This window comes from Streptococcus parasanguinis (assembly GCF_023109675.1).
GTDB lineage: Bacteria > Bacillota > Bacilli > Lactobacillales > Streptococcaceae > Streptococcus > Streptococcus parasanguinis_I.
This window is the reverse complement of record NZ_JALDUR010000007.1, coordinates 72822-94063: the sequence shown is the minus strand read 5'-3', so window position 1 is coordinate 94063 and position 21242 is coordinate 72822. Positions and strand designations below refer to the sequence as shown.

26 protein-coding genes are annotated in these 21242 nt (G+C 42.1%); 23 read left to right on the top strand and 3 right to left on the bottom strand.

Going from position 1 to position 21242, the window contains the following annotated elements; genetic code table 11:
* Window positions 1-351: 351 nt before the first annotated feature.
* From M1G14_RS06670 to M1G14_RS06615, 12 genes are all read left to right on the top strand, one after another.
* Window positions 352-822, top strand: a complete 471-nt coding sequence (locus M1G14_RS06670; protein ID WP_193389412.1) for an 8-oxo-dGTP diphosphatase — start codon at window positions 352-354, stop codon at window positions 820-822.
* A gap of 168 nt (window positions 823-990) precedes the next feature.
* Window positions 991-1131, top strand: coding sequence for a hypothetical protein (locus tag M1G14_RS06665; RefSeq protein ID WP_003001697.1), 141 nt, complete (start codon window positions 991-993; stop codon window positions 1129-1131).
* Window positions 1128-1832 (top strand): ATP-binding cassette domain-containing protein, encoded by a 705-nt coding sequence (locus M1G14_RS06660; protein WP_049523396.1) that lies wholly within the window; start codon window positions 1128-1130, stop codon window positions 1830-1832. The genes M1G14_RS06665 and M1G14_RS06660 overlap by 4 nt, the downstream gene beginning before the upstream one ends.
* A 3-nt stretch (window positions 1833-1835) precedes the next feature.
* On the top strand, window positions 1836-2933 hold the full coding sequence (locus M1G14_RS06655; protein WP_049523394.1) for a hypothetical protein: 1098 nt from the start codon (window positions 1836-1838) through the stop codon (window positions 2931-2933).
* An 83-nt stretch (window positions 2934-3016) separates the two neighbouring features.
* Window positions 3017-3421, top strand: coding sequence for a PaaI family thioesterase (locus tag M1G14_RS06650; RefSeq protein WP_003016342.1), 405 nt, complete (start codon window positions 3017-3019; stop codon window positions 3419-3421).
* Window positions 3396-4148, top strand: coding sequence for an HAD family hydrolase (locus M1G14_RS06645; protein WP_049523393.1), 753 nt, complete (start codon window positions 3396-3398; stop codon window positions 4146-4148). The genes M1G14_RS06650 and M1G14_RS06645 overlap by 26 nt, the downstream gene beginning before the upstream one ends.
* 128 nt (window positions 4149-4276) lie before the next feature.
* A complete protein-coding gene (locus tag M1G14_RS06640; protein ID WP_003016288.1) occupies window positions 4277-4612 on the top strand; it encodes a zinc ribbon domain-containing protein YjdM in 336 nt (111 codons plus the stop codon).
* 44 nt (window positions 4613-4656) lie between these two features.
* The gene (locus tag M1G14_RS06635; RefSeq protein ID WP_049523391.1) at window positions 4657-5292 is read left to right on the top strand and encodes a Pr6Pr family membrane protein; all 636 of its coding nucleotides are present in this window, start codon (window positions 4657-4659) and stop codon (window positions 5290-5292) included.
* A 262-nt stretch (window positions 5293-5554) separates the two neighbouring features.
* Window positions 5555-6073 carry a bifunctional pyr operon transcriptional regulator/uracil phosphoribosyltransferase PyrR gene (gene pyrR / locus M1G14_RS06630; RefSeq protein ID WP_247926419.1) on the top strand — a complete coding sequence of 173 codons (519 nt, stop codon included), beginning with the start codon at window positions 5555-5557 and terminating at the stop codon, window positions 6071-6073.
* Between the two features lie 46 nt (window positions 6074-6119).
* Window positions 6120-7043, top strand: coding sequence for an aspartate carbamoyltransferase catalytic subunit (locus tag M1G14_RS06625; RefSeq protein ID WP_049523386.1), 924 nt, complete (start codon window positions 6120-6122; stop codon window positions 7041-7043).
* A 124-nt stretch (window positions 7044-7167) separates the two neighbouring features.
* Entirely contained in the window at window positions 7168-8259 is a 1092-nt protein-coding gene (locus tag M1G14_RS06620; protein ID WP_024055662.1) for a carbamoyl phosphate synthase small subunit, read from the top strand.
* On the top strand, window positions 8256-9995 hold the full coding sequence (locus M1G14_RS06615) for an ATP-binding protein (protein ID WP_049523383.1): 1740 nt from the start codon (window positions 8256-8258) through the stop codon (window positions 9993-9995). The genes M1G14_RS06620 and M1G14_RS06615 overlap by 4 nt, the downstream gene beginning before the upstream one ends.
* Window positions 9996-10244: 249 nt before the next feature.
* On the opposite strand, the gene pepT is transcribed toward M1G14_RS06615, so the two are convergent.
* From pepT to M1G14_RS06600, 3 genes are read right to left on the bottom strand one after another with little or no spacing between them, the layout of a single operon-like run.
* On the bottom strand, window positions 10245-11465 hold the full coding sequence (gene pepT / locus M1G14_RS06610; protein ID WP_003011473.1) for a peptidase T: 1221 nt from the start codon (window positions 11463-11465) through the stop codon (window positions 10245-10247).
* Window positions 11466-11467: 2 nt separating this feature from the next.
* Window positions 11468-12289, bottom strand: coding sequence for a Cof-type HAD-IIB family hydrolase (locus M1G14_RS06605; protein ID WP_049523381.1), 822 nt, complete (start codon window positions 12287-12289; stop codon window positions 11468-11470).
* Window positions 12286-13041 (bottom strand): LexA family transcriptional regulator, encoded by a 756-nt coding sequence (locus M1G14_RS06600; protein ID WP_049523379.1) that lies wholly within the window; start codon window positions 13039-13041, stop codon window positions 12286-12288. Before M1G14_RS06600 ends, M1G14_RS06605 begins: the two co-directional genes overlap by 4 nt.
* A gap of 196 nt (window positions 13042-13237) precedes the next feature.
* Between M1G14_RS06600 and M1G14_RS06595 the strand changes: the two genes are divergently transcribed.
* The 11 genes from M1G14_RS06595 (at window position 13238) to trmD (ending at window position 21077) form a co-directional block, all read left to right on the top strand.
* Window positions 13238-13675 carry a GNAT family N-acetyltransferase gene (locus tag M1G14_RS06595; protein ID WP_049523377.1) on the top strand — a complete coding sequence of 146 codons (438 nt, stop codon included), beginning with the start codon at window positions 13238-13240 and terminating at the stop codon, window positions 13673-13675.
* A gap of 66 nt (window positions 13676-13741) precedes the next feature.
* Window positions 13742-15568, top strand: a complete 1827-nt coding sequence (lepA, locus tag M1G14_RS06590; protein ID WP_009731117.1) for a translation elongation factor 4 — start codon at window positions 13742-13744, stop codon at window positions 15566-15568.
* Window positions 15569-15876: 308 nt separating this feature from the next.
* Entirely contained in the window at window positions 15877-16521 is a 645-nt protein-coding gene (locus tag M1G14_RS06585; protein WP_049522792.1) for a hypothetical protein, read from the top strand.
* 113 nt (window positions 16522-16634) lie between these two features.
* A complete protein-coding gene (locus tag M1G14_RS06580) occupies window positions 16635-17279 on the top strand; it encodes a hypothetical protein (RefSeq protein WP_049522793.1) in 645 nt (214 codons plus the stop codon).
* Window positions 17280-17596: 317 nt separating this feature from the next.
* Window positions 17597-18079: a YkgJ family cysteine cluster protein gene (locus tag M1G14_RS06575; protein WP_247926421.1), complete on the top strand. Its 483-nt coding sequence runs from the start codon at window positions 17597-17599 to the stop codon at window positions 18077-18079.
* Complete coding sequence (gene pynA / locus M1G14_RS06570; RefSeq protein ID WP_049486146.1) at window positions 18079-18768, top strand: pyrimidine 5'-nucleotidase PynA; 690 nt, start codon at window positions 18079-18081, stop codon at window positions 18766-18768. Before M1G14_RS06575 ends, pynA begins: the two co-directional genes overlap by 1 nt.
* Window positions 18769-18891: 123 nt before the next feature.
* A complete protein-coding gene (gene rpsP, locus M1G14_RS06565) occupies window positions 18892-19164 on the top strand; it encodes a 30S ribosomal protein S16 (RefSeq protein WP_003007475.1) in 273 nt (90 codons plus the stop codon).
* Between the two features lie 20 nt (window positions 19165-19184).
* Window positions 19185-19424: an RNA-binding protein KphA gene (kphA, locus tag M1G14_RS06560; RefSeq protein ID WP_003001620.1), complete on the top strand. Its 240-nt coding sequence runs from the start codon at window positions 19185-19187 to the stop codon at window positions 19422-19424.
* Between the two features lie 42 nt (window positions 19425-19466).
* On the top strand, window positions 19467-19799 hold the full coding sequence (locus M1G14_RS06555) for a MazG nucleotide pyrophosphohydrolase domain-containing protein (RefSeq protein WP_049522796.1): 333 nt from the start codon (window positions 19467-19469) through the stop codon (window positions 19797-19799).
* A 53-nt stretch (window positions 19800-19852) separates the two neighbouring features.
* Window positions 19853-20371, top strand: a complete 519-nt coding sequence (gene rimM, locus M1G14_RS06550) for a ribosome maturation factor RimM (RefSeq protein ID WP_049522797.1) — start codon at window positions 19853-19855, stop codon at window positions 20369-20371.
* Window positions 20361-21077, top strand: a complete 717-nt coding sequence (gene trmD / locus M1G14_RS06545; RefSeq protein WP_049522798.1) for a tRNA (guanosine(37)-N1)-methyltransferase TrmD — start codon at window positions 20361-20363, stop codon at window positions 21075-21077. The genes rimM and trmD overlap by 11 nt, the downstream gene beginning before the upstream one ends.
* Window positions 21078-21242: the final 165 nt, after the last annotated feature.

Sequence of the window (21242 nt, the reverse complement as noted above, 5' to 3'; positions counted from 1 at the left end):
TACTTAGTTGTCTCTGGTTTGATTTCTTATTTCTAGTTCTTTTTTTCCATCTTTGGTCTATCTTTTATAAAAAGAGAGAGTTCAAGTTTTTTCATCTAATCTTACAATTTTTGAGTGTCATTCTAGCATTTTTCATTTGGTTCATTCTCCAAGTGTCTTTTACAGATTCAACTAATACCATAATCCCTCCAATCCATCATAATTCGGAAATACGAGGGAATTATGTTGAAATCCCACATGGAGCGATCCCTATACGGAGTCGTGATTACTATGAACTGGTCAATCCCTTCATCATGAAGCTAGAAGTGAAATACAGAGAAGATGGATGGTAAATCCATAGAAAGGAAATATATGTCACGTACAACGCCTACTATACTGACCAATCTTTGTATGGTCGAAGATCTTGAAAATGGGAAGGTAGTCCTCCAATACCGTTCACCAGAGCGCTACAAGAAATGGTCTGGTTATGCCTTTCCTGGAGGCCATATTGAAGAAGGAGAAAGTCTTGCAGAATCCGTCATTCGTGAAGTCTACGAAGAGACAGGACTGACAATTGCAGATCCAAAACTCGTCGCAGTCAAAGACTGGGAGCCAGAAGAGGGAGGCCGCTATATTGTCTTTTGCTACAAAGCAACAGAATTTACAGGCCAGCTCAGATCATCTGAAGAAGGAGAAGTTTCTTGGGTTAAGAAGGACCAATTAGAAAAGTTGGACTTGTCCTACGACATGCTTCCTCTGCTGGAAGTGATGGAAGACCCGGATTTGTCCGAGTACTATTATCGCAAACGGACAGACGACGACTGGGAAAAATTAAGATTTTAAGTAAAGGGGCTAGAGGTATCTAGTTCTTTTTTCTCTTCAAAGATAAAATGTTGCTTAAAGCGTTGAGAATGTTCCATTCGTGCTTGAATCTGCTTTTAAAAAGTACTATAGTATAAGCATAAAATACAATTGTAATCTTTCATACTGTGAATAGAAAGAAGGCAAGATATGAAATTACAATTTAGAATCCTTATAGGAATTTGCTTCTTGATCGGTGCCTTAGTCTTTGCCTTTCAAAAGGAATGGTTATACGCTTTGCTGTTGCTTTTAGTTGGGGCTTCTTACCTTTATAAAGGAGTGCGTCGATGAAGAGTGAGTGTTTAAACATCAAGGGGCTAAATGTTTGGTATAAAAAAGACAAGCCCGTTATAAAAGACACGAATCTGCTTGTACCCAATCATTCTGTAGTAGGGTTGATTGGTCGAAATGGAGCTGGGAAGACAACCTTGCTAAAAGCTTTAAGTAGTGTTTTTGATCATCGGCAGTATGCAGTTGAGACTGTTACTATAGAAGATAAGGTGACCTCTTTTCATACGAATTTCTATAAGAGCCGTACCTATACAGTTTTTACTGAAAACAATAGTTTTTTAAACTGGGATTTTGTTCATTATTTTAATTTTGTCTGTCGTTTGTATCATCGAAAGAGAGATGAAACGTTATTGCAGGACCTGATCTCAGGTTTTCATTTTGAAGAATTTCTCAACACCGATATCGGTAGTTTGTCAACGGGAAATAAGAAGAAAGTCTTCTTGATCACAGCTTTTTATCTCAAACCTCCCCTCCTTATTTTGGACGAACCATTTGATGGCCTTGATTTTGATGCGACAGAATTTCTATATGGTTTACTATTGCAGTATAAAGAAGAAGGCTCTATTCTGATGAGTTCGCATATCGCAGAGAGTATCGTTCGAGTCTGTGATACAGCTTATACTATTGAAGATGGTCATCTAGACGCGATCGAATCGAATTTAGAAGATTGGTTTCATGACGTCAATCGTCAAAGGGGGTAGAGCATGCTACTAGCAATTTTTAGAGATTTGGTATCCAAAAATCGGCTCTTTTTGTTCTTGACTTCCTTAGCCTTTGCTCTTTATTACCATGTTGTTGGGGGCAAATTTTCTACGAGCTTTCAAGTCTTATTGATCAGTACGGCTATTGTCACTGCTCTATCAACCTTTCAATTGTTGTATTCCTACTTTTCGATGGACAGGGTCCAGGCCTATTACCAGCTTCCGTTGTCTCTCAATCGTTTCAAAGGTTCTTTTCTGACGGTAACCTTTCTTCTCAATTTGTTAGAGCGCGTGCTGTTATTGATCCTCTTTTTGGGAGTCCAGTTAGACCTGCCACAATCCTTTAAGCTTGTCCTCCTATCTTTACTGGTGGTATTGAGTGTGTTTTATGTCTTTATCCAGTTCAATACAAGGCCCAGTTTTCTAGGAGGGGTGCTCATTTTTGTAACGACTGCTCTTACAGTCTCTTCTTTATGGGTCCAACAAGTGTCCTATATGATCTTACTGTCAGCCCTCCTTGCTGTCTTGATTTTTAAAAATGAGGACCTGGTCGCGATTTCAAAAAATGATCAGTTGCTCGTCGCAAAGAGAAGAAGTGGCAATTATTTTTGGATTTCCTTGTTTCAAGAGCGCTATTTTTCCATCAATTTTGTCTTTACTCTCATCTTCCTCCTTCTCATTCTGATACAGGATTACGAGGCTCCATTAAAAATCATCATCCTTTTAACAATTGCTTCTGTCAATACGCCATTAACCACTCTCATTTCTGCGGATAAAGATTTGATTGATCATGTTAAGTCTCTTCCTAAGAGTCGGTTCTTTTACCTGATGTATTACCGTGTATTGCTGACTTATTTCTTATCTGTTAATCTATTTGTTGCTCTTTTATTAAAAATGGTGGTCATGCCTGACTTGGGGATCCTATTTTTACTAGGTATGATGATTCTAGCAGTGGTTGAAGCTGTTTTGCACTTACTGATTGAAATCTATTTTCCTTTAAGAAAATGGAATTTAAAGAGAGAATGTTGGAAGCACCCAAGAAAATACATTGTTCCTAGTATCGTCTTCTTACTTAGTTGGAGTCTCCTTTTCTGCTTCTAAGGAATTGCCCCTTTGCTTGTATCTGCTTCTTAATTGTAGTATGATAGAGGAGTTGAAAAGATGCTAGAAAAGGTGGCAAGTATATGAAAGATTTTCACTTTGATGCAATTGCTGCATTTGAAAATTATGAAATCGAAAAGATGAGAGATGGCCATGTAGTGGTGACAACCAAGGTCGTGGAATCCTCGCTCAATTATTATGGAAATGCGCATGGAGGTTATCTCTTTACTCTGTGTGACCAAGTCAGTGGTTTGGTCGTAGTTTCTCAGGGGGTTGATGGGGTGACCTTGCAATCCTCCATCAATTACTTGAAAGCAGGGCGTCTGGGTGACGTCCTCACGATCCATGGCGAATGTGTCCACAGTGGACGGACGACTCGAGTTGTGGATGTGGATATTACCAATCAAGACGGTGCCAATGTCTGCAAGGCAACCTTTACGATGTTTGTTACGGGAGTGAGAGATGAATCCGCACAAGTACGCATTTAAAAATTATATTTTTGATTTTTATGGAACCTTGGTTGAGATCGAAACCGATGAGTCAAGTCCAGTCTTATGGGATACCATGGCTCAGATCTACCAATCCTACGGGGTAAGTTACACTGGAGAAGGTCTGCGCCTGCGTTATAGAGAGTTGGTGCAGCAAGCTGAAGAAGACTTAGCTAAGGAAAAACAAGTTGCCTATCCTGAGATTGATCTGACGGTCATTTTTGTGCAATTGTATTTAGAAAGTCATCCAAGTGGGAATAGTGTTGCCCATCTCAAAGAGTGGGGACGTTTGATTGCACGGACTTTCCGTGTCCTTTCTCGCAAACGGTTGGAGCTTTATCCTCACACGAAAGAAGTATTAGAGGATATGAAAGCTGCAGGTTGCCGAATCTTTCTCTTATCCAATGCCCAAGCAGATTTTACCAATCCTGAGATTGATTTGGTTGGTTTGAGAGAGCTTTTCCATGCCATTTACTTGTCGTCTGACGCAGGTATTCGTAAACCTCAGCCAGAGTTTCTCTTGGAAGTGATGAAAGAACACCAGTTGAACCCTGAGAAAACGGTCATGGTGGGGAATGACTTTACGACAGATGTCGCTGTTGCCCAAAGTATCGGGATGGAGAGTATCTTGATCAATACCTTCCCATACTCTGATGCTGAACTGCGCGAGAAGAATCAAGCAGGTGTGCGCGTGATTCGAGATATTCAAGAATTGCAGGAAGATTGAAAAATATGATCTATGTAGGGAGGCCAAGTCGCCTCCTTTTTTCTTGAAAATGCTACAGTCGAGCAGGATTTGTCAAATTTTCGCTTTCATGGTATACTATGAAAGTTAATTTGAATAAGGAGATAAAAATGAATAACTTACCAAACTGTCCAAAATGTAACTCTGAATACGTCTATGAAGATGGAGCGCTCTTGGTATGCCCAGAGTGTGCGTATGAATGGAACCCAGCTGAGGTCGAAGAAGAAGAGGGTGTCGTAGCGATTGACGCCAACGGAAACAAATTGGCTGATGGCGATACAGTGACATTGATCAAAGATTTAAAAGTCAAGGGTGCACCGAAAGATTTGAAACAAGGTACGCGCGTGAAAAACATCCGTATCGTGGAAGGAGACCACAACATCGATTGTAAGATTGATGGCTTTGGTGCAATGAAACTCAAATCAGAATTTGTGAAGAAAATCTAAAGATGAGAATAAGGGCCTAGCCCCTTTTCTTTCAGGAGAATACTATGAAATTCAAACTATTATTTAGCTATCGTTTTCTATTGTTTATTTTGAGTGTACTTGGCGTTTATCTGCAACTGACCAAGCATGGTGGCTTTGGCATGATGCTCTATTACACCATTTTATCTAACATGTTGGTCATGTTCTTTATGGGAGACATGGTTTGGCGCATGCTTCGAGGGCGTTCGACCCAGACTCAGGGCTACCTTCGCATGAAAGGCGCAGTTACCATGTCCATTATGATCACTTGTGTCATCTACCACTTTATGTTGGCGCCTCTTGCGACACCAGAGAAGTTTTATCGTTTGGAAAACTTCCTTTGTCATTACATCGTTCCTTTGATGTTCTTCTTTGATACTCTAGTGATTGATAAAGCCAAGCAATACCGTAAGTTCGATCCCTTCCTTTGGACCTCGATTCCACTGGCTTACATGCTCTTTGCCCTTCTCAATGGGTTGGTCTTGAAGTGGCCGATTCCAGGTGCAAAAGATAGTCCCTTTGCCTATTTCTTTATCAATGTTAATAAATACGGCTGGGCCTTTGTGGGCAAATGGGTGGTGATCATTTTTATCGCTTACCTCTTAGCTGGCTATGTGCTCTATGGGATGAAAAATATCAAGCGGAAATCGGCTGCTTCTTAGTAAAAACCGAACATTATTCGGACGTAAAGTCATGTTTTTAAATTTTTTTGAAAAATGTTGAGTTTTTTCTTGCATGTCGTTTGAAACTGTGATATAGTTATCTCAATTAAATAAATCCTTTAATCCTGTCCCGTGAGGCAGGCAAGGAGACTGTGAAAAACAATGGCTAGGACCATAGGGCGAGACTCTATCCTCTTAGACCATTCATTTGCTGAACCTCCTTGAAAAAGGAGGTTTTTCTTTTACAATTAAGGAGGACTGAATGAAAACCAAAGAAGTCGTTGATGATTTGACGATGAAACGGGCCATTACCCGGATCGCCTACGAAATCATTGAACGAAACAAAGATTTGAGCCAGATTGTGCTGGTGGGGATCAAGACGCGTGGTGTTTACATCGCTCGCCGGATCCAAGAACGCCTCTCTCAGCTGGAACAAATCGATGTCCCTGTAGCAGAACTAGATACCAAGCCTTTCCGAGATGACATGAAGGCGACTGAGGATACAACGGTCTTACCAGTTGATATCGCTCATAGAGAAGTCATTTTGATCGATGATGTCCTCTATACAGGTCGCACGATACGCGCTGCCATTGACAATTTGGTCAGTCACGGTCGTCCTGCTCGAGTGAGTCTTGCGGTTCTAGTCGACCGTGGGCATCGGGAGTTGCCGATTCGTCCGGACTTTGTTGGGAAAAATATCCCGACAAGTAAGTCAGAGGAAATCATTGTCGAGATGGTGGAGCTAGACGGTCAAGACCGCGTCCTCATCAGAGAAGCTTAAATAAATTGTAAACTATTTGCATTCACATTATAAAAGGAGAATCAACATGTCTGAAAATCAAATCGCTCTTAAAAACCTTGTCTCAATGGAAACTCTTACCAATGAAGAAGTAATGGCATTGATCAAACGTGGGATTGAGTTCAAAAACGGAGCTAAAGCATCCTACGAAGACCAACACATCATCTCAAACCTTTTCTTTGAACCTTCAACTCGTACCCACAAAGCCTTTGAAGTGGCAGAGTTGAAATTGGGATGTGATCTCCTTGACTTTGATGTGAAGACAAGCTCTGTGAACAAAGGGGAAACACTTTACGATACCATCTTGACCATGTCAGCTCTTGGAGTAGATGTCTGTGTCATCCGTCATCCTGAAGTGGACTACTACAAAGAATTGGTTGAAAGCCCAACGATCACAGCCTCTATCGTCAATGGTGGAGACGGTTCAGGTCAACACCCAAGCCAAAGCTTGCTTGATTTGATGACCATTTACCAAGAATTCGGTCACTTTGATGGCTTGAAAGTTTGTATCGCTGGGGACTTGGATCATTCACGTGTGGCAAAATCAAATATGCAAATCTTGAAACGTTTGGGAGCAACCCTTTACTTTGCAGGTCCAGACGAATGGAGAAGTGCGGAATTTGAAGACTATGGAAGTTTCGTCACTATCGATGAAGTCATTGAAGAAGTAGATGTGATGATGTTCTTGCGTGTGCAACATGAACGTCATGATTACGAATCACTCTTCTCTAAAGAAAACTACCACCGTCTTCATGGCTTGACTCAAGAACGTTATGAGCGTATGAAAGATACAGCGATCTTGATGCACCCAGCACCAGTCAACCGTGACGTTGAAATTGCGGACCACTTGGTAGAAGCTCCTAAATCACGTATCGTAGAACAAATGACCAACGGTGTCTTTGTCCGTATGGCCATCATTGAAGCCGTCCTTAAAGGTCGCGGTGCAAAATAAGATAACTGACCATTCATTGAAAGGAAAGGAAGAGGACAGAGTAGAGAGCTACATGGAATCTGACTTTCCTTTTTTTGAGGAACTATGATAAAATTGGACTAGTGTAAAAGAAGGTAGGGGTTCGATGAAACGATTATTGGTCCTAGAGGATGGGACTGTATTTGAAGGGGAAGCCTTTGGTGCAGACTTATATGTGACTGGTGAATTGGTCTTTACGACAGCCATGACAGGCTATCAAGAATTGATCACGGATCAGGCTTTTAGTGGCCAGATCCTCTCCTTTACCTTTCCAGTTATTGGCGCAACAGGGATCAATCGAGATGATTCTGAATCCATTACGCCCACTTGTTTAGCAGTAGTCGTTCAGCATCTGGTGGAGATGCCAAGCAATTGGCGGCAGCAGATGACCTTGGATGAATTCTTGAAGCGAAAAAAAATCCCTGGTATTGTAGGGATTGATACGAGACAGGTGGCAAAAATTGTGCGCAAGTATGGACGGATGAAGGCGACTGTCATTAACAAGGGGGATTCAATCGAGCATATCCTGGATCAGTTGCGAGCGACAGTGCTTCCCAAAGACCAAGTGCGTCAAGTCTCGACAAAAACGGCCTATGCTGTACCAGGTTTTGGAAAGAGTATTGCCTTGATCGATCTAGGGGTCAAGCACTCTGTCTTGCGCCAGCTGAGTCAAAGGGACTGTAATGTCACGGTCTATCCCTATGATATCTCTTATGATGAACTGATGGAACAGCAGCCCGATGGCGTTATTTTATCTAGTGGGCCTGGCGATCCCCATCAGGTAAAAAAACTCTGCCGCTTGATCAAAAAGCTCAATGGACAGATTCCGATCTGGGGCATGGGCTTGGGAGCACAGGTACTGGCTCAAGCTTATGGAGCGGAGCTAGCTCCTATGGAAGTTGGACACTTCGGATTAAATATTCCTGTTCGTGAAATTGCGACAGGAAAAATCGAGATAACGAGTCAAAATCACTTGTATAGTATCGCACGCGATAGCCTACCCCATGATTTATTGGTCACGCATGAAAACGTCAATGACCATAGTATCGAAGCTTTTCGCCATCGTTACCAACCGATTTTAGGGGTTCAATTCCAAGTGGATGCTAGTCCAGGGCCAAGGGAAAATCTCTATTTTTACGATGAATTTTTAGAGTTGATTGATGCCAAAATTCACGAAAGTAGAAGGGAGAAGGAATAATGAAACAAAACCAGAAATTGCTTCTCCTATGTGGAGATTCTTATCAGGATATTAGCCTCTTGGCTGCGGTAAATGAAGCCCAAAAACTCAATGCCAAGGACGGGAATGCTCTTGTCCTTTATCTGGGCGAAGAAAATACTATCACACAAGAAGCTGGAGAACAGGTTGTGGTCAGCAAGCTCAAGCTGGATGCTCTTAGGACGACTCTTCTTTCTTGTACTGGATCTCGCTTGCTCCTAGCTTTTGCGGATAAACAGATTTTAAATCTCTTGTTCCGATTGGAAGAAACTGGATTTTTCAAAGAAGCATCGATCATGATTGTCGGTCCGAGTCTTCAACGCTACCGGACCTTTTATCAGCAGGCGGACCAACGACGCCTTTTTCAAGAGTTGGGCTATCAGGTACCCGCTTCCGCCCTGGTCGGTTCTGTTCGAGAAGCCATCGAGTTTTCTGAAGGCATTCAATTTCCCATTATGATCTGGCCGGTAGCGAGTAAGCAAGGGCAGGGACGAAAGATTGCTCATAATCTAGATGACCTGTGCGAAGCAGTGGAAACGGGACTTTCAGTCTCTCCAAGTCAGCAGTGTTTGCTAGAGTTTTCGACCTATGGCTTTAAGGAATTGGATTTTGTCGTCATGCGCGATCGTGAAGACAATCACTACCTGGCGGCCTCTATTGAAAGCATTGATCCTGTCGGGATCCACTCTAGTGACTCTTATCAATTTATGCCAGCTGTCACCCTGACTGACCGAGAGTTTCAAAATCTTCGAGAAGCATCGATCCACATCAGTCGCTATTTGAAGCTGACAGGAGCCATTTCGATCAAGTTTGCTCTTGATCCGACGAGCTATGCTTTTTATATTCTAGAGGTTAATCCATTTGCTTCCGATAGTATCTCGATGGCCTCTATGGGCTTGGGCTATTCCTTGTTTGAGCAAGGAGTTCAGTTACAATTAGGGCGCTCTCTCGAGCATTTGCCTCATCCCTTATTAAAGGATTTAAAGGCCGTTTACGAACCGAGTTTGGACTATATCTTCTTTAAGATCCCGATTTTTTCTGATGCTGCTAAAAATGCCCGCCTCAATACCCAAATTCACTCTTATGGGGCAGTTTATGGATTTGGAAAGAGAATCGATGAAGCTTATCAACAAGCCCTAGAAACCATTAAAGACAAGAACTTGCTGACCATCCTTCCTGAGGAAATGAGCGATGATGAATTAATCCAGAAAATTGCTCGTCATATGCCCCACCGGCTCTTCTATATCTTAGAAGCTTTGAAACGTGGTTTTGAGTTTGAGGAACTCTTGGATTTGAGTAAATTAGCACCTGTCTATTTGCAGGTCCTAGCCAATCTTGTAGCAATGGAAAAAGAAGCAGAAGTTGCAACCGGTCCAGCCTTCCTTCCGGTTGAGCCATCAGCTGGCTTATATGAGGTCAAAGCGGGCGCATCCTATTATCTGACCCAAAACGGAACCAATGAATCATTGGGTTTGGACGCTGCTTGTGTCTTGGTGGATGATCTAGAAATCTGCGATGAGCGTTTTTACCAAAAGGTGAGAAAGCAGGTGAAAGAGCTGAAAGAAAAAGGACAACAGGTGATCTTACTCACGAATCGTCCTTTTACAGAATCTTTGGCAGATAAAGTCTATTATCTTTCTATCAATGAGACAAGCCTTCGCCTGATTCAGACCATTGATCAGATCAAAGATATTATCAAGCTTTCTGATAGACAATAAAGGATTCGGACAAACTATCCGAATCCTTAGATTAAAAATAAAATTATATTTTAAAACTTTCCTTAGGTGAGGACGGACGTCAGCGAACTTCTTTGAAGTTCCATGACTTAGTTTTGAGCCTGAGGTCTCAAAACTCCCGAGTGCTAGAAACAAGCGTGTTTCTAGCACTTTTCTCACAGCGGAAAGTTTCGGTACATTCTCAATGATATTTAAAGGATTTGGATGTATTATGCGAATCCTTTTTGTTTCTTATTTTTTGGTCACAATACCGATAATGGTATCAACTGCGCGTTCCATGGTTTGGAGGCTAACGTATTCAAAGCGACCATGCATGTTTTCGCCACCGGCAAAGATATTTGGTGTTGGAATCCCCATAAAGGAAATTTTAGATCCATCTGTACCACCACGGATTGGTTCAATGATTGGAGTGATTCCAAGATCTTCCATGACTTCCTTAGCAAGGGTAATCGGTGTCATATCTTTTTCAATCACTTGCTTCATGTTGTAATACTGATCTTTGAGGGTGAGGAGAACGCGTTCGCTACCGAGCTCCGCATTCATCTGATCGGCAATAGATTTCATAAGGTCTTTGCGTTTCTCAAAGCTTTCAGTTTCAAAGTCCCGAATGATGTAGCTGGCACTTGCTTCCTCGACAGTTCCATCGATGTTCATCAAGTGGTAGAAGCCTTCATAGCCTTCGGTTAATTCTGGACGTGCTCCTTCAGGGAGTTTGTTATGGAAATCAATGGCCAATTGAAGAGCGTTGATCATTTGACCTTTGGCTGTACCTGGGTGGACATTGCGTCCTTTGAAGGTAATTTCAGCCCCAGCTGCTGAGAAGGTTTCGTATTGAAGCTCTCCAAGAGGACCCCCATCGACAGTATAGGCAAAGTCTACGTCAAAATCCTCTGCATCAAATTGATCTGCCCCAACTCCGATTTCTTCATCTGGACCAAAGCCGACACGGATTTCTCCGTGTTTGATTTCAGGATGAGCTGTCAGGTATTCAATAGCTGTCATGATTTCAGCGATACCTGACTTATCGTCTGCACCCAGAAGAGTAGTACCATCCGTCGTGATCAAGGTTTGTCCCTTGTAGTTGTTCAAATGAGCAAAATCGGCTGGATCGAGTGTGAAACCAGAGTCACCAAGGGCAATGACACCCCCATCATAATTCTCAACGATTTGTGGATTGACATTTTCGGCATTGAAGTCAGCGGTATCCATGTGAGAGATAAATCCAATCTTGCGTGTAAAGCTTGGATCATTAGCTGGAAGCGTTCCAATAGCATAGCCGTTTGGCAAATAGTAGACGTTTTGAAGACCCACGCGTTTCATCTCAGGGATCAATACATTTGTTGCAAAATCAACCTGTGATTGGGTACTTGGAGTGGTTGTAGAGTTTTCGTCTGAACGTGTGTTAACCTTTACATAGGTAATAAAACGGTCCAACAAATTTTGGTATTTCATGGTCATTCTCCTTTTTCAGTTTCAATTAATTTGTGAATAGCATGGGCCACGCCATCCTCATCATTGGTCAGGGTGATGAAGTTGGCGATTTCCTTGACAGCAGCATTGCCATTTCCCATAGCAACGCTGTAACCAGCAAAACGTAGCATTTCAAGGTCATTATTGGCATCTCCAAGAGCCATGACCTGGTCTCTCCTGTAGCCCAATGTTTGACTTAATGCTTGAAGAGCAGAAGCCTTGCTCGCGCCTTTTGGCAGGATTTCAAACAGGATATCCTGTGAACGAACAGTGTTAAAATCGGCTTCCAACGCAGCCTCGTGTTGGGCTTGGAAATCATCAATAGCAGAGGGATCTCCTACGTACATGGCTTGAAAAATAGGAACAAGGTTGGGCAGATCCTCTTCTGAGACAGGTGTCGGTTTACTATTAACAATACCCGCATCCATCGTGACAAGTTCACTGGCTTCAGGTGCGACCACTAGGTAGTGATCCATGTCAAATAAGGTTAGCTGGACGTCTGTATTTTCTGTCAAAACATGCAACCGGTGCATGTCCTCAAGGCTCAATTCTTCCTTGCCAATGATTTCCCAATTCTTAGTCGACAAGGTTGTACACCCGTTATTGATAATCATATAGTAGTTACCATCAGGGAGTCCAATCTCTTCAAAGATAGGCCGTACACCCGCTAAGGGGCGCCCCGTACAGATCACAATATCATAGCCGGCTTCATGGGCCCGGTGAAGAGCTTCAATATTGCCTTTAGAGAGAGTCTTATCCTCATGCAAAAGAGTTCCGTCCAAGTCAATCGCGATTAATTTAATCATTTGATTTCCTCCAAATCAAGAGGAACAAAGCCATCAATCACTTTTCCAATCACCCCAGGTTCCTCATCTAATGGAATGATTTGATCACTATATTTCTTATTGAGGGAAACCAGTCGAATACCGTTGGCCTCACGAAATACCCGTTTGATCAACGTTTGCCCGTCAAAATCAATGGCATAAATAGCCCCTGCCTGATCATAATAGGTTTGCTTGATTAACACAACAGCCCCTTTTTCGTATTTAGGCTCGAGGGAATCTGTATGAATCCAAAAAGCCAAATCGTAAGAAATCTTTTGATCAAACCAGACGATATCCGCTTGTTTCTGATTTTGGTAAGCTGCAAAAGAATCATAGACAGAATAAGAGTGGTATTGCTTTTCAATCTTCTGTCTTTCTTTTTGATGGGTCAAGAGACTTTTTCCATAAGAAAGAAGATTTTCTTGATTTCCTTCATCGAGCTGTTTGTATAATCGTTCAATCTCAGAATCAATGACAACAAAATCATTGCGCAATCGAGGGTCAATTTCAGCAACTGCTACTTGGAAAAAGGCTGCAATCTTCTCTAAATTTTCAGGAACGGGAAGAGAAGTTCCTTTTACATATCCAGTCAGGGTACTTGCAGGGATTCCAGTAATACGAGATAATTCGATCTGCTTTTTTCCTTGTTCTTTCAGTAATTCTCTAATTTTTTCCGATATAATCCGTAATGCCTCTTTGTCTTGAGGGCTTGCTTTTCCACGACCTCTGGCCAACGTACTCACCTCCTTGTATTTACCCTTACTATTATAATGAATTAAATCGAAAAAGTAAATAGAAATCCCTGAGAAATGTGAAAAAAAGATGAATTTGATCTAAATCGGATTTTCGCTTAAAATTTCATCGGGTATTCCTTTACTTTTTGAGGAAAAAGGTCTAAGATAAAAGCAAAGAGTTCATGGAGGTGGAGCTATGATTCGTACTGTTCAAGTCAAAGATGCAGGTCAAATTAGAGATTTATGTCACCAAGCATTGGGGTATGATTCGACCCTTGAGAAAGTGGCAGCTCAGATCGATAAATTTAATTCGCCAGATTCGGGTCATTTTTGCTTTGTTTATGAAGAGGACCAAACAGGCCATATTCTTGGTTATGCGGAAGCAGAAGTTTATGAAAGTCTCTATAGTGACGCCGGTCTGAATGTTTTGGGTCTAGCGGTTTTTCCATCTGCTCAAGGACGTGGGATTGGTCGCCAATTGATGGAGCGAGTAGAAGATCTTGCCAAAAGCAAGCATTCTGCTTTTATCCGTTTAAATTCTGCCTCTCATCGAAAAGAAGCGCATCTCTTTTACGAACGCATTGGCTATGAGGGAAATAAAACGCAGAAGCGATTTTTGAAAATAATGAATTAAGATAGGCAAAGGCCTATCTTTTTTGTTATAATGAAGAGTACGATTAAATTGACTAGGAAGATGATTATGCCAAATTTTGAAGAATTAAAAAAACGACAAGAGAAGATTCGGAACTTCTCTATCATCGCCCATATTGACCATGGAAAGTCAACCTTGGCCGATCGAATTTTAGAAAAAACCGAAACCGTATCTAGTCGAGAGATGCAAGCCCAACTTTTAGATAGTATGGACCTGGAACGGGAACGTGGGATTACCATTAAGCTGAATGCCATAGAGTTGAACTACACGGCTAAAGATGGGGAAACCTATATCTTCCACTTGATTGACACACCAGGACACGTGGACTTTACCTATGAGGTTTCGCGGTCGCTCGCTGCCTGTGAGGGTGCCATTCTCGTAGTAGATGCCGCTCAAGGGATTGAAGCCCAGACTCTAGCCAATGTTTACCTTGCTTTGGACAATGATTTGGAAATCCTGCCAGTCATTAATAAGATTGACTTGCCGGCTGCAGATCCAGAGCGGGTGCGCACAGAAGTAGAAGATGTCATCGGTCTGGATGCTAGTGAAGCTGTCCTAGCCTCTGCCAAGGCTGGTATCGGGATTGAAGAAATTTTGGAGCAGATTGTTGAGAAAGTTCCAGCACCGACGGGTGATGTTGAAGCCCCTCTTCAAGCCTTGATCTTTGACTCTGTTTATGATGCCTATCGTGGGGTAATTCTTCAGGTTCGTGTGGTCAATGGAATGGTTAAACCAGGCGATAAGATCCAACTCATGAGCAATGGTAAGACCTTTGATGTCACAGAAGTTGGGATCTTTACTCCTAAAGCAGTTGGACGTGATTTCCTTGCGACTGGAGACGTTGGCTATATTGCGGCCTCTATCAAGACCGTTGCGGATACCCGTGTCGGGGATACGGTGACCCTAGCGACCAATCCAGCAAGTGAGCCTCTTCATGGTTACAAGCAGATGAACCCAATGGTCTTTGCTGGTCTTTACCCGATCGAATCCAACAAATACAATGATCTTCGTGAAGCTTTAGAAAAATTGCAATTGAATGACGCCAGTCTTCAATTTGAACCGGAAACTTCTCAAGCTCTCGGTTTTGGTTTCCGTTGTGGTTTCTTGGGTCTTCTTCATATGGACGTTATCCAAGAGCGTTTGGAGCGTGAGTTCAACATTGACTTGATCATGACAGCGCCGTCTGTTATTTACAAGGTTAATTTGACAGATGGAGAAGCACTGGATGTCTCAAACCCATCTGAGTTTCCAGATCCAACCAAGATCGCTTCGATCGAAGAACCGTATGTCAAAGCCCAAATCATGGTGCCACAAGAGTTTGTCGGGGCAGTTATGGAATTAGCTCAACGCAAACGCGGGGATTTTGTGACCATGGATTATATCGATGAAAATCGGGTGAATGTCATCTATCAAATCCCACTAGCGGAAATTGTCTTTGATTTCTTTGATAAATTGAAATCTTCTACTCGTGGCTATGCGAGCTTTGACTATGAGTTGTCTGAATATCGTCCTTCTAAATTGGTTAAAATGGATATCCTTCTTAATGGGGATACTGTCGATGCCCTCAGCTTTATCGTTCACAAGGACTTTGCCTATGAACGTGGTAAGTTGATCGTTGAGAAACTCAAGAAGATCATCCCTCGTCAACAGTTTGAAGTTCCTATCCAAGCAGCCATCGGTCATAAGATCGTGGCCCGTACAGATATCAAGGCCCTTCGTAAGAATGTCTTGGCCAAGTGTTATGGTGGGGACGTCTCCCGGAAACGCAAGCTTCTTGAAAAGCAAAAAGCTGGTAAGAAACGGATGAAGGCCATTGGATCTGTAGAAGTACCACAGGAAGCCTTCTTATCTGTCTTGTCAATGGATGAAGAATAACAATTAGAGAGTGGGACAGAAATCGGTAATTCGTTAGAATTCGATTTCGTCGTCCCACCTCCGCACAGTTGAGTAGGGATGTAAAAGCTGATGAAATCAGCGTAGTAGAGCCCACTCAACCACTGCGTCTTGCTCGACAATCCAAAAATAATTGAGAGGCTAGGACTTTTGTCCCAGCCTTTTGTTTTAGGTGTAAAAGAAATAGACTGAAGTAGAAAGGATCGATCAGATGTGACACTTATCCTATTTTAAAATACCCACTTTCATGGTAGACTAGAAGAAAGAAAACGTTCTCAAGGAGGTTGAGCATGAAACACAAATTATGGGTCACATCACTGACGATTCTTTCTACCTGCACATTAATGGCTTGTAGTCACACCACTCAAAAGGACACAGCAGCTTCTTCTACAAAAGAAAGTAGCAGCAAAGTCGAAAAGCAAACAAGCAGCTCTTCGTCAAAGAATACTTCTTCTACAAAGAAAAACACTTCCAGTCAAGAAACCAAGCGAATTGGAAATGCAGATTATGGATACATCGATATTCCAAGTAAATGGTTCAAATTCACGGATATCGATGGGACAGAAGCTGTCCAGTATACGGATGGGAGTGGCTATAATATTGTCACCTTGAACAGCTTTACGCGGGAAAAGGCAAAAGTCCCTGCAGATATCGAGTTTAATGCAGAATTTTTAGCCAAGAAACTGGCCGTAATGTGGCAAGATAACCAAGATGTTGGGAAGATGACGGGAGCGCGGACTAAAGTCTCAGGTCTGGACGCCTACCAGCTTCAAATTGTCATGAAATCTGGTCAATACCTGATTACTTGGATCTTCCAGAAGGGTGATAAAGTGTATACCATTTCTTTTGAAGGGGATGCAGAAACCTTGAAAACCTTTATCCCATACATTGAAGACACTTGGAGCCTAGATGGAACAGGTGCTGTAAAGGATTGATGAAGAGAGGCTAGAATCATTTCTAGTCTCTTTATGCTATAGATATCGCACTTTCAAATCCTAGAAAATCATGGTAGACTAGTGGAAAGAAAATACATCATTGAGGAGAGAATATGAAAAATAAGTTCCTACTCGCGTCTGTTACGTTTTTGTCTGTTGTAAGCCTTTCTGCTTGTACAAGTCCAAAGAAAGAGTCTAGTAAATCATCGGCAGCATCTAGTTCCACGAATGTGGTGAAAGAGACTACAACATCAAGTAGCAATGTAGAGAAAAAAATTCCAGATAGTGATAAGGGGACTGTAGAAACGAAACGAATCGGCTCAGCAGATTATGGCTATGTCAATATCCCGAGTGATTGGAAAAAGAATGACAATATCCAAGTTGGGGATAACATTCAGTACACAGATAAAAACGCCTTCAATATTATTGTTTTAAATGCTGCCACTAGAGAAAAAGCAAATGTCCCCGAAGGAGTTGAATTTAATGCAGAGCTAATAGCTCAAAGGTTGGAGAGTAGGTGGAATGATTATAAAATTGTTGAGAAAATGACAAAATCTACGACGACTGTTGGAGGAAATGAGTCGCTTAAAATACATATATTTCTCAAGTCAGGTCTGCAGGTTGCTGGATGGGTATTCCAAAAAGATGATAAGGTTTATTTGATTGTTGTTGAAGGATTTGAGAAAACAATAACTCAATTTACTCCTTATGTCGAAGACACTTGGAGCCTAGATGGAACAGGCGCTGTAACGGATTGATGAAGAGGAAGTTTTACTTAAACTATCCAGCCTTCGATGTTTGATAAGAATAACAGTATGACGCAGTGGTTGATTGCTCAGAGCACTGCTTTGAGGTGGTGGATAGGACTTGCGCAGCAAGTTTCACAAGTCTTTGTTCGCTTTTTAAGCTCCAAAGATAGCCTAATCAACTGTGCGGGGGTGGGAAGATTGAAAAGGTTTGGGGAACCTTTTCAACTCTTTGAATTCCTCGGAGTTCTGCCCCACTCCCTTTTTCACAGTCTTTGTGGTATAATGCTTCTATTGTTTAGAAGAGGAAATAGAGGACGACACAGGAAATTGATATTGAAAAATACCATCAGTTAGCTCTCCAAAAGCAAAAGGAGCACCGCAAGGTATTGGCGAATCTCAAGAAGAAGCCACCTAAGAATTTAGATAAAATAGCGCAAGAAATCCACGATGAAGTTTTCCAAGAAATCGATTGTACGGCTTGTGCTAATTGCTGCAAGACCTTAGGGCCCGATTTTAAGGAAGCCGATATCACGCGGATCGCCAAATATTTCAAGATGAAACTTCCTGCTTTTGAGGCAGAATTTCTTCAAGTTGACGAAGATGGGGACAAGGTTTTTAAATCCATGCCTTGCCCCTTTCTTGGTGGGGACAATCTCTGTTCCATTTATGATGTTCGTCCAAAAGCTTGTCGGGAATTCCCTCACACCGATCGCAAGAAGATTTATCAGATCAACCATCTAACCATCAAGAATACCCTCACTTGCCCAGCGGCTTATTTATTTGTAGAAAAATTGAAGGATCGTTTGTAATGGCATATAGATTTTTACTTTTTGATTTGGACCATACCTTGTTGGACTTTGAATCTGCTGAAGAAACAGCCTTGACGCAGATGTTAGAAGACATGAATTTTCCAGATGTACAGGCCTTTAAGGATTACTACAAACCCATGAACCAAGGGCTCTGGAAGGATTTGGAACAAAAGAAATTAACCAAGCAAGAGCTCGTGGATAGTCGGTTTGCAATTGGGTTTGCCCACTTTGGGATCACGGTTGATGGGGCTGAGATGGCTCTTCGCTACCAAGATTACATCAGTCTTCAGGGGCAGTCTTTCCACGGTGCGGAGGACTTACTGGCTCGACTTGAAAAAGCAGGTTACCAGCTCTATGGTGCAACGAACGGAGTGACTGCCATTCAAGAAGGACGCTTAGCTCATTCTACAATTGCTTCTTATTTCAAAGAGGTCTTTATCTCTGAACAGCTTCATACTCAGAAACCAGAACCTGCATTTTTTGACAAAGTTGGCCAACTGATTCCAGGTTTTAGCAAGGAAGAGACCCTTATGATCGGAGATTCCTTGACGGCGGATATCGCAGGAGGAAATGCTTCGGGGATTGATACCGTCTGGTATAATCCTGATCGTAAGGAAAATACCAGCCTGGTAGTACCGACTTATACCGTTAGCAACTATCAAGAAATCGCCGATTTACTGATAAAATAAAAAATTTTAAATACTGTCAAGTTTTTTTCTTGACAGCTCTATAAAATGTGTTATAATAGATCATGTGCTAAATAGCTTGTCTATTTCACCGAAAATTAAAATATAGAAAAGAGACTTATAAAAATGGCAGTTAAAATTCGTTTGACTCGTATGGGTTCTAAGAAAAAACCTTACTACCGTATTAACGTAGCAGATTCACGTTCACCACGTGATGGACGTTTCATCGAAACAGTTGGAACTTACAATCCACTTGTTGAAGAAAACCAAGTAACTTTGAAAGAAGACCGCGTTCTTGCATGGTTGGCTGATGGAGCTCAACCTTCAGATACAGTTCGCAACATCCTTTCAAAAGCTGGTGTGATGAAGAAATTCCACGATTCTAAATTCTCAAAATAATTTTTTAAGTAGGTTGATGTATGGATACGATTGAAAATCTCATTATTGCAATTGTGAAACCCTTGATTTCACAACCGGATGCTTTAACCATCAAGATCGAAGATACTCCTGAATTTTTGGAGTACCACCTTGACCTTGATCCTAGCGATGTTGGTCGTGTAATCGGTCGAAAAGGTCGCACCATTTCTGCGATAAGAACGATTGTCTACTCTGTCCCAACTGAAGATAAAAAAGTAAGAATCGTTATTGACGAAAAATAAAAAGGCGGGACTTGGTCCCGTTTTTTGTTGGAAGGAGAAAGAATGAAAGAAGTGACCATTGGCCAGTTACAAGCCTATTTACAAGAACATTACCAGAATACCCGGACGGAAGAAGGTTTGTTTATCAAGCTGGTTGAAGAGGTTGGCGAAGTAGCCGAGGTGTTAAATGGACGTTCTGGACGGAAAGCGGGTGTCCAAGATTCAAATGAGGAATTGGCTAAAGAACTAGCTGATATGATTCACTACACGGTCGCTATCGCGGCCATTAATGAAATCGACCTTACTAAAACTATCTTTGAAAAAGATAAAACAGCAGCCGTAAAATACCAGCACGAGCGGGATTTGGAGCAGTTTCTAGCAGATAAGTCCATTTGAGAAAATCTCTTGAACGTGATAAAATAGAGTGAATAAACTACACTGGAGAAATCATGAATTACTTTAATGTTGGGAAAATTGTCAATACCCAAGGCTTACAAGGGGAGATGCGGGTCTTGTCTGTGACAGACTTTGCGGAAGAGCGCTTTAAAAAAGGAGCGGAGTTGGCTCTCTTCGATGAGAAGGATCAGTTTGTCCAAACAGTGACCATTGCCAGTCACCGTAAGCACAAGAACTTTGATATCATCAAGTTTAAGGATATGTACCATATCAATGCCATCGAAAAGTTCAAGGGTTTTAGTCTCAAGGTTTCCGAGGAAGACTTGACGGATTTGGAGGAGGGTGAATTTTACTACCACGAGATTATTGGCCTTGATGTTTATGAAAATGACCAGCTCATCGGTCAGATCAAGGAGATCCTTCAACCAGGTGCCAATGATGTCTGGGTGGTCAAACGCAAAGGTAAACGAGACCTTCTCTTGCCTTATATCCCACCAGTGGTCCTCCATATTGATATTCCAGGAAACCGAGTGGATGTAGATATCTTGGAAGGGTTAGACGATGAAGATTGATATTTTAACCCTCTTTCCAGAGATGTTTTCACCCCTGGAGCACTCCATCGTCGGAAAGGCTCGTGAAAAAGGTCTATTAGAGATCAACTACCATAATTTCCGCGAAAATGCAGAGAAGGCGCGGCATGTGGATGATGAACCCTATGGTGGCGGGCAAGGCATGCTTTTGCGAGCTCAGCCGATTTTTGATGCCTTTGATGCCATTGAGAAGAAGAATCCGCGCGTGATCCTGCTGGATCCTGCTGGTCGGACCTTTGACCAAGCCTACGCAGAAGAGTTGGCTCAGGAAGATGAATTGATCTTTATCTGCGGTCACTATGAGGGCTACGATGAGCGGATCAAGACCTTGGTAACGGATGAGATTTCACTGGGGGATTATGTCCTGACGGGTGGGGAACTTGCTGCCATGACCATGATTGATGCGACAGTTCGCTTGATTCCAGAAGTGATCGGAAAAGAGTCCAGTCACCAGGATGACAGTTTCTCCTCTGGTCTTCTGGAATATCCTCAATACACACGGCCTTATGAATACAGAGGAATGACAGTTCCTGATGTTCTCATGAGTGGTCATCATGAAAATATCCGTCAGTGGCGCCTCTATCAGAGTTTGAAAAAGACCTTAGAACGTCGGCCAGACTTGCTAGACAACTACGAATTGACAGCAGAAGAAATGAAGATGTTGGAACAAATTAAACAAGAAGACTAATAGCGTCAGCTGTTTCAGATTGAAGACAAAGTCATATTAAAAACTTTCCTTAGGTGAGTACGGACGTCAGCGAACTTCTACGAAGTTCCATGACTAATTATTGAGCCTAAGGTCTCAATAATTCCGAGTGCCTGAAACGTTATTGTTTCAGGCACTTTTCTCACA

Excerpts from the sequence above, each read along its gene's own strand:
- M1G14_RS06625 (WP_049523386.1), top strand. The coding sequence starts at position 6,120 with ATGTCTGAAAATCAAATCGCTCTTAAAAACCTTGTCTCAATGGAAACT.
- rimM (WP_049522797.1), top strand. The coding sequence starts at position 19,853 with ATGAATTACTTTAATGTTGGGAAAATTGTCAATACCCAAGGCTTACAA.
- M1G14_RS06650 (WP_003016342.1), top strand. The coding sequence starts at position 3,017 with ATGAAAGATTTTCACTTTGATGCAATTGCTGCATTTGAAAATTATGAA.
- trmD (WP_049522798.1), top strand. The coding sequence starts at position 20,361 with ATGAAGATTGATATTTTAACCCTCTTTCCAGAGATGTTTTCACCCCTG.
- lepA (WP_009731117.1), top strand. The coding sequence starts at position 13,742 with ATGCCAAATTTTGAAGAATTAAAAAAACGACAAGAGAAGATTCGGAAC.
- kphA (WP_003001620.1), top strand. The coding sequence starts at position 19,185 with ATGGATACGATTGAAAATCTCATTATTGCAATTGTGAAACCCTTGATT.
- M1G14_RS06635 (WP_049523391.1), top strand. The coding sequence starts at position 4,657 with ATGAAATTCAAACTATTATTTAGCTATCGTTTTCTATTGTTTATTTTG.
- M1G14_RS06670 (WP_193389412.1), top strand. The coding sequence starts at position 352 with ATGTCACGTACAACGCCTACTATACTGACCAATCTTTGTATGGTCGAA.
- M1G14_RS06555 (WP_049522796.1), top strand. The coding sequence starts at position 19,467 with ATGAAAGAAGTGACCATTGGCCAGTTACAAGCCTATTTACAAGAACAT.
- M1G14_RS06580 (WP_049522793.1), top strand. The coding sequence starts at position 16,635 with ATGAAAAATAAGTTCCTACTCGCGTCTGTTACGTTTTTGTCTGTTGTA.
- rpsP (WP_003007475.1), top strand. The coding sequence starts at position 18,892 with ATGGCAGTTAAAATTCGTTTGACTCGTATGGGTTCTAAGAAAAAACCT.
- M1G14_RS06605 (WP_049523381.1), bottom strand. The coding sequence starts at position 12,289 with ATGATTAAATTAATCGCGATTGACTTGGACGGAACTCTTTTGCATGAG.
- M1G14_RS06655 (WP_049523394.1), top strand. The coding sequence starts at position 1,836 with ATGCTACTAGCAATTTTTAGAGATTTGGTATCCAAAAATCGGCTCTTT.
- M1G14_RS06660 (WP_049523396.1), top strand. The coding sequence starts at position 1,128 with ATGAAGAGTGAGTGTTTAAACATCAAGGGGCTAAATGTTTGGTATAAA.
- pepT (WP_003011473.1), bottom strand. The coding sequence starts at position 11,465 with ATGAAATACCAAAATTTGTTGGACCGTTTTATTACCTATGTAAAGGTT.
- M1G14_RS06585 (WP_049522792.1), top strand. The coding sequence starts at position 15,877 with ATGAAACACAAATTATGGGTCACATCACTGACGATTCTTTCTACCTGC.
- M1G14_RS06665 (WP_003001697.1), top strand. The coding sequence starts at position 991 with ATGAAATTACAATTTAGAATCCTTATAGGAATTTGCTTCTTGATCGGT.
- pynA (WP_049486146.1), top strand. The coding sequence starts at position 18,079 with ATGGCATATAGATTTTTACTTTTTGATTTGGACCATACCTTGTTGGAC.
- M1G14_RS06645 (WP_049523393.1), top strand. The coding sequence starts at position 3,396 with ATGAATCCGCACAAGTACGCATTTAAAAATTATATTTTTGATTTTTAT.
- M1G14_RS06595 (WP_049523377.1), top strand. The coding sequence starts at position 13,238 with ATGATTCGTACTGTTCAAGTCAAAGATGCAGGTCAAATTAGAGATTTA.
- M1G14_RS06620 (WP_024055662.1), top strand. The coding sequence starts at position 7,168 with ATGAAACGATTATTGGTCCTAGAGGATGGGACTGTATTTGAAGGGGAA.
- M1G14_RS06640 (WP_003016288.1), top strand. The coding sequence starts at position 4,277 with ATGAATAACTTACCAAACTGTCCAAAATGTAACTCTGAATACGTCTAT.
- pyrR (WP_247926419.1), top strand. The coding sequence starts at position 5,555 with ATGAAAACCAAAGAAGTCGTTGATGATTTGACGATGAAACGGGCCATT.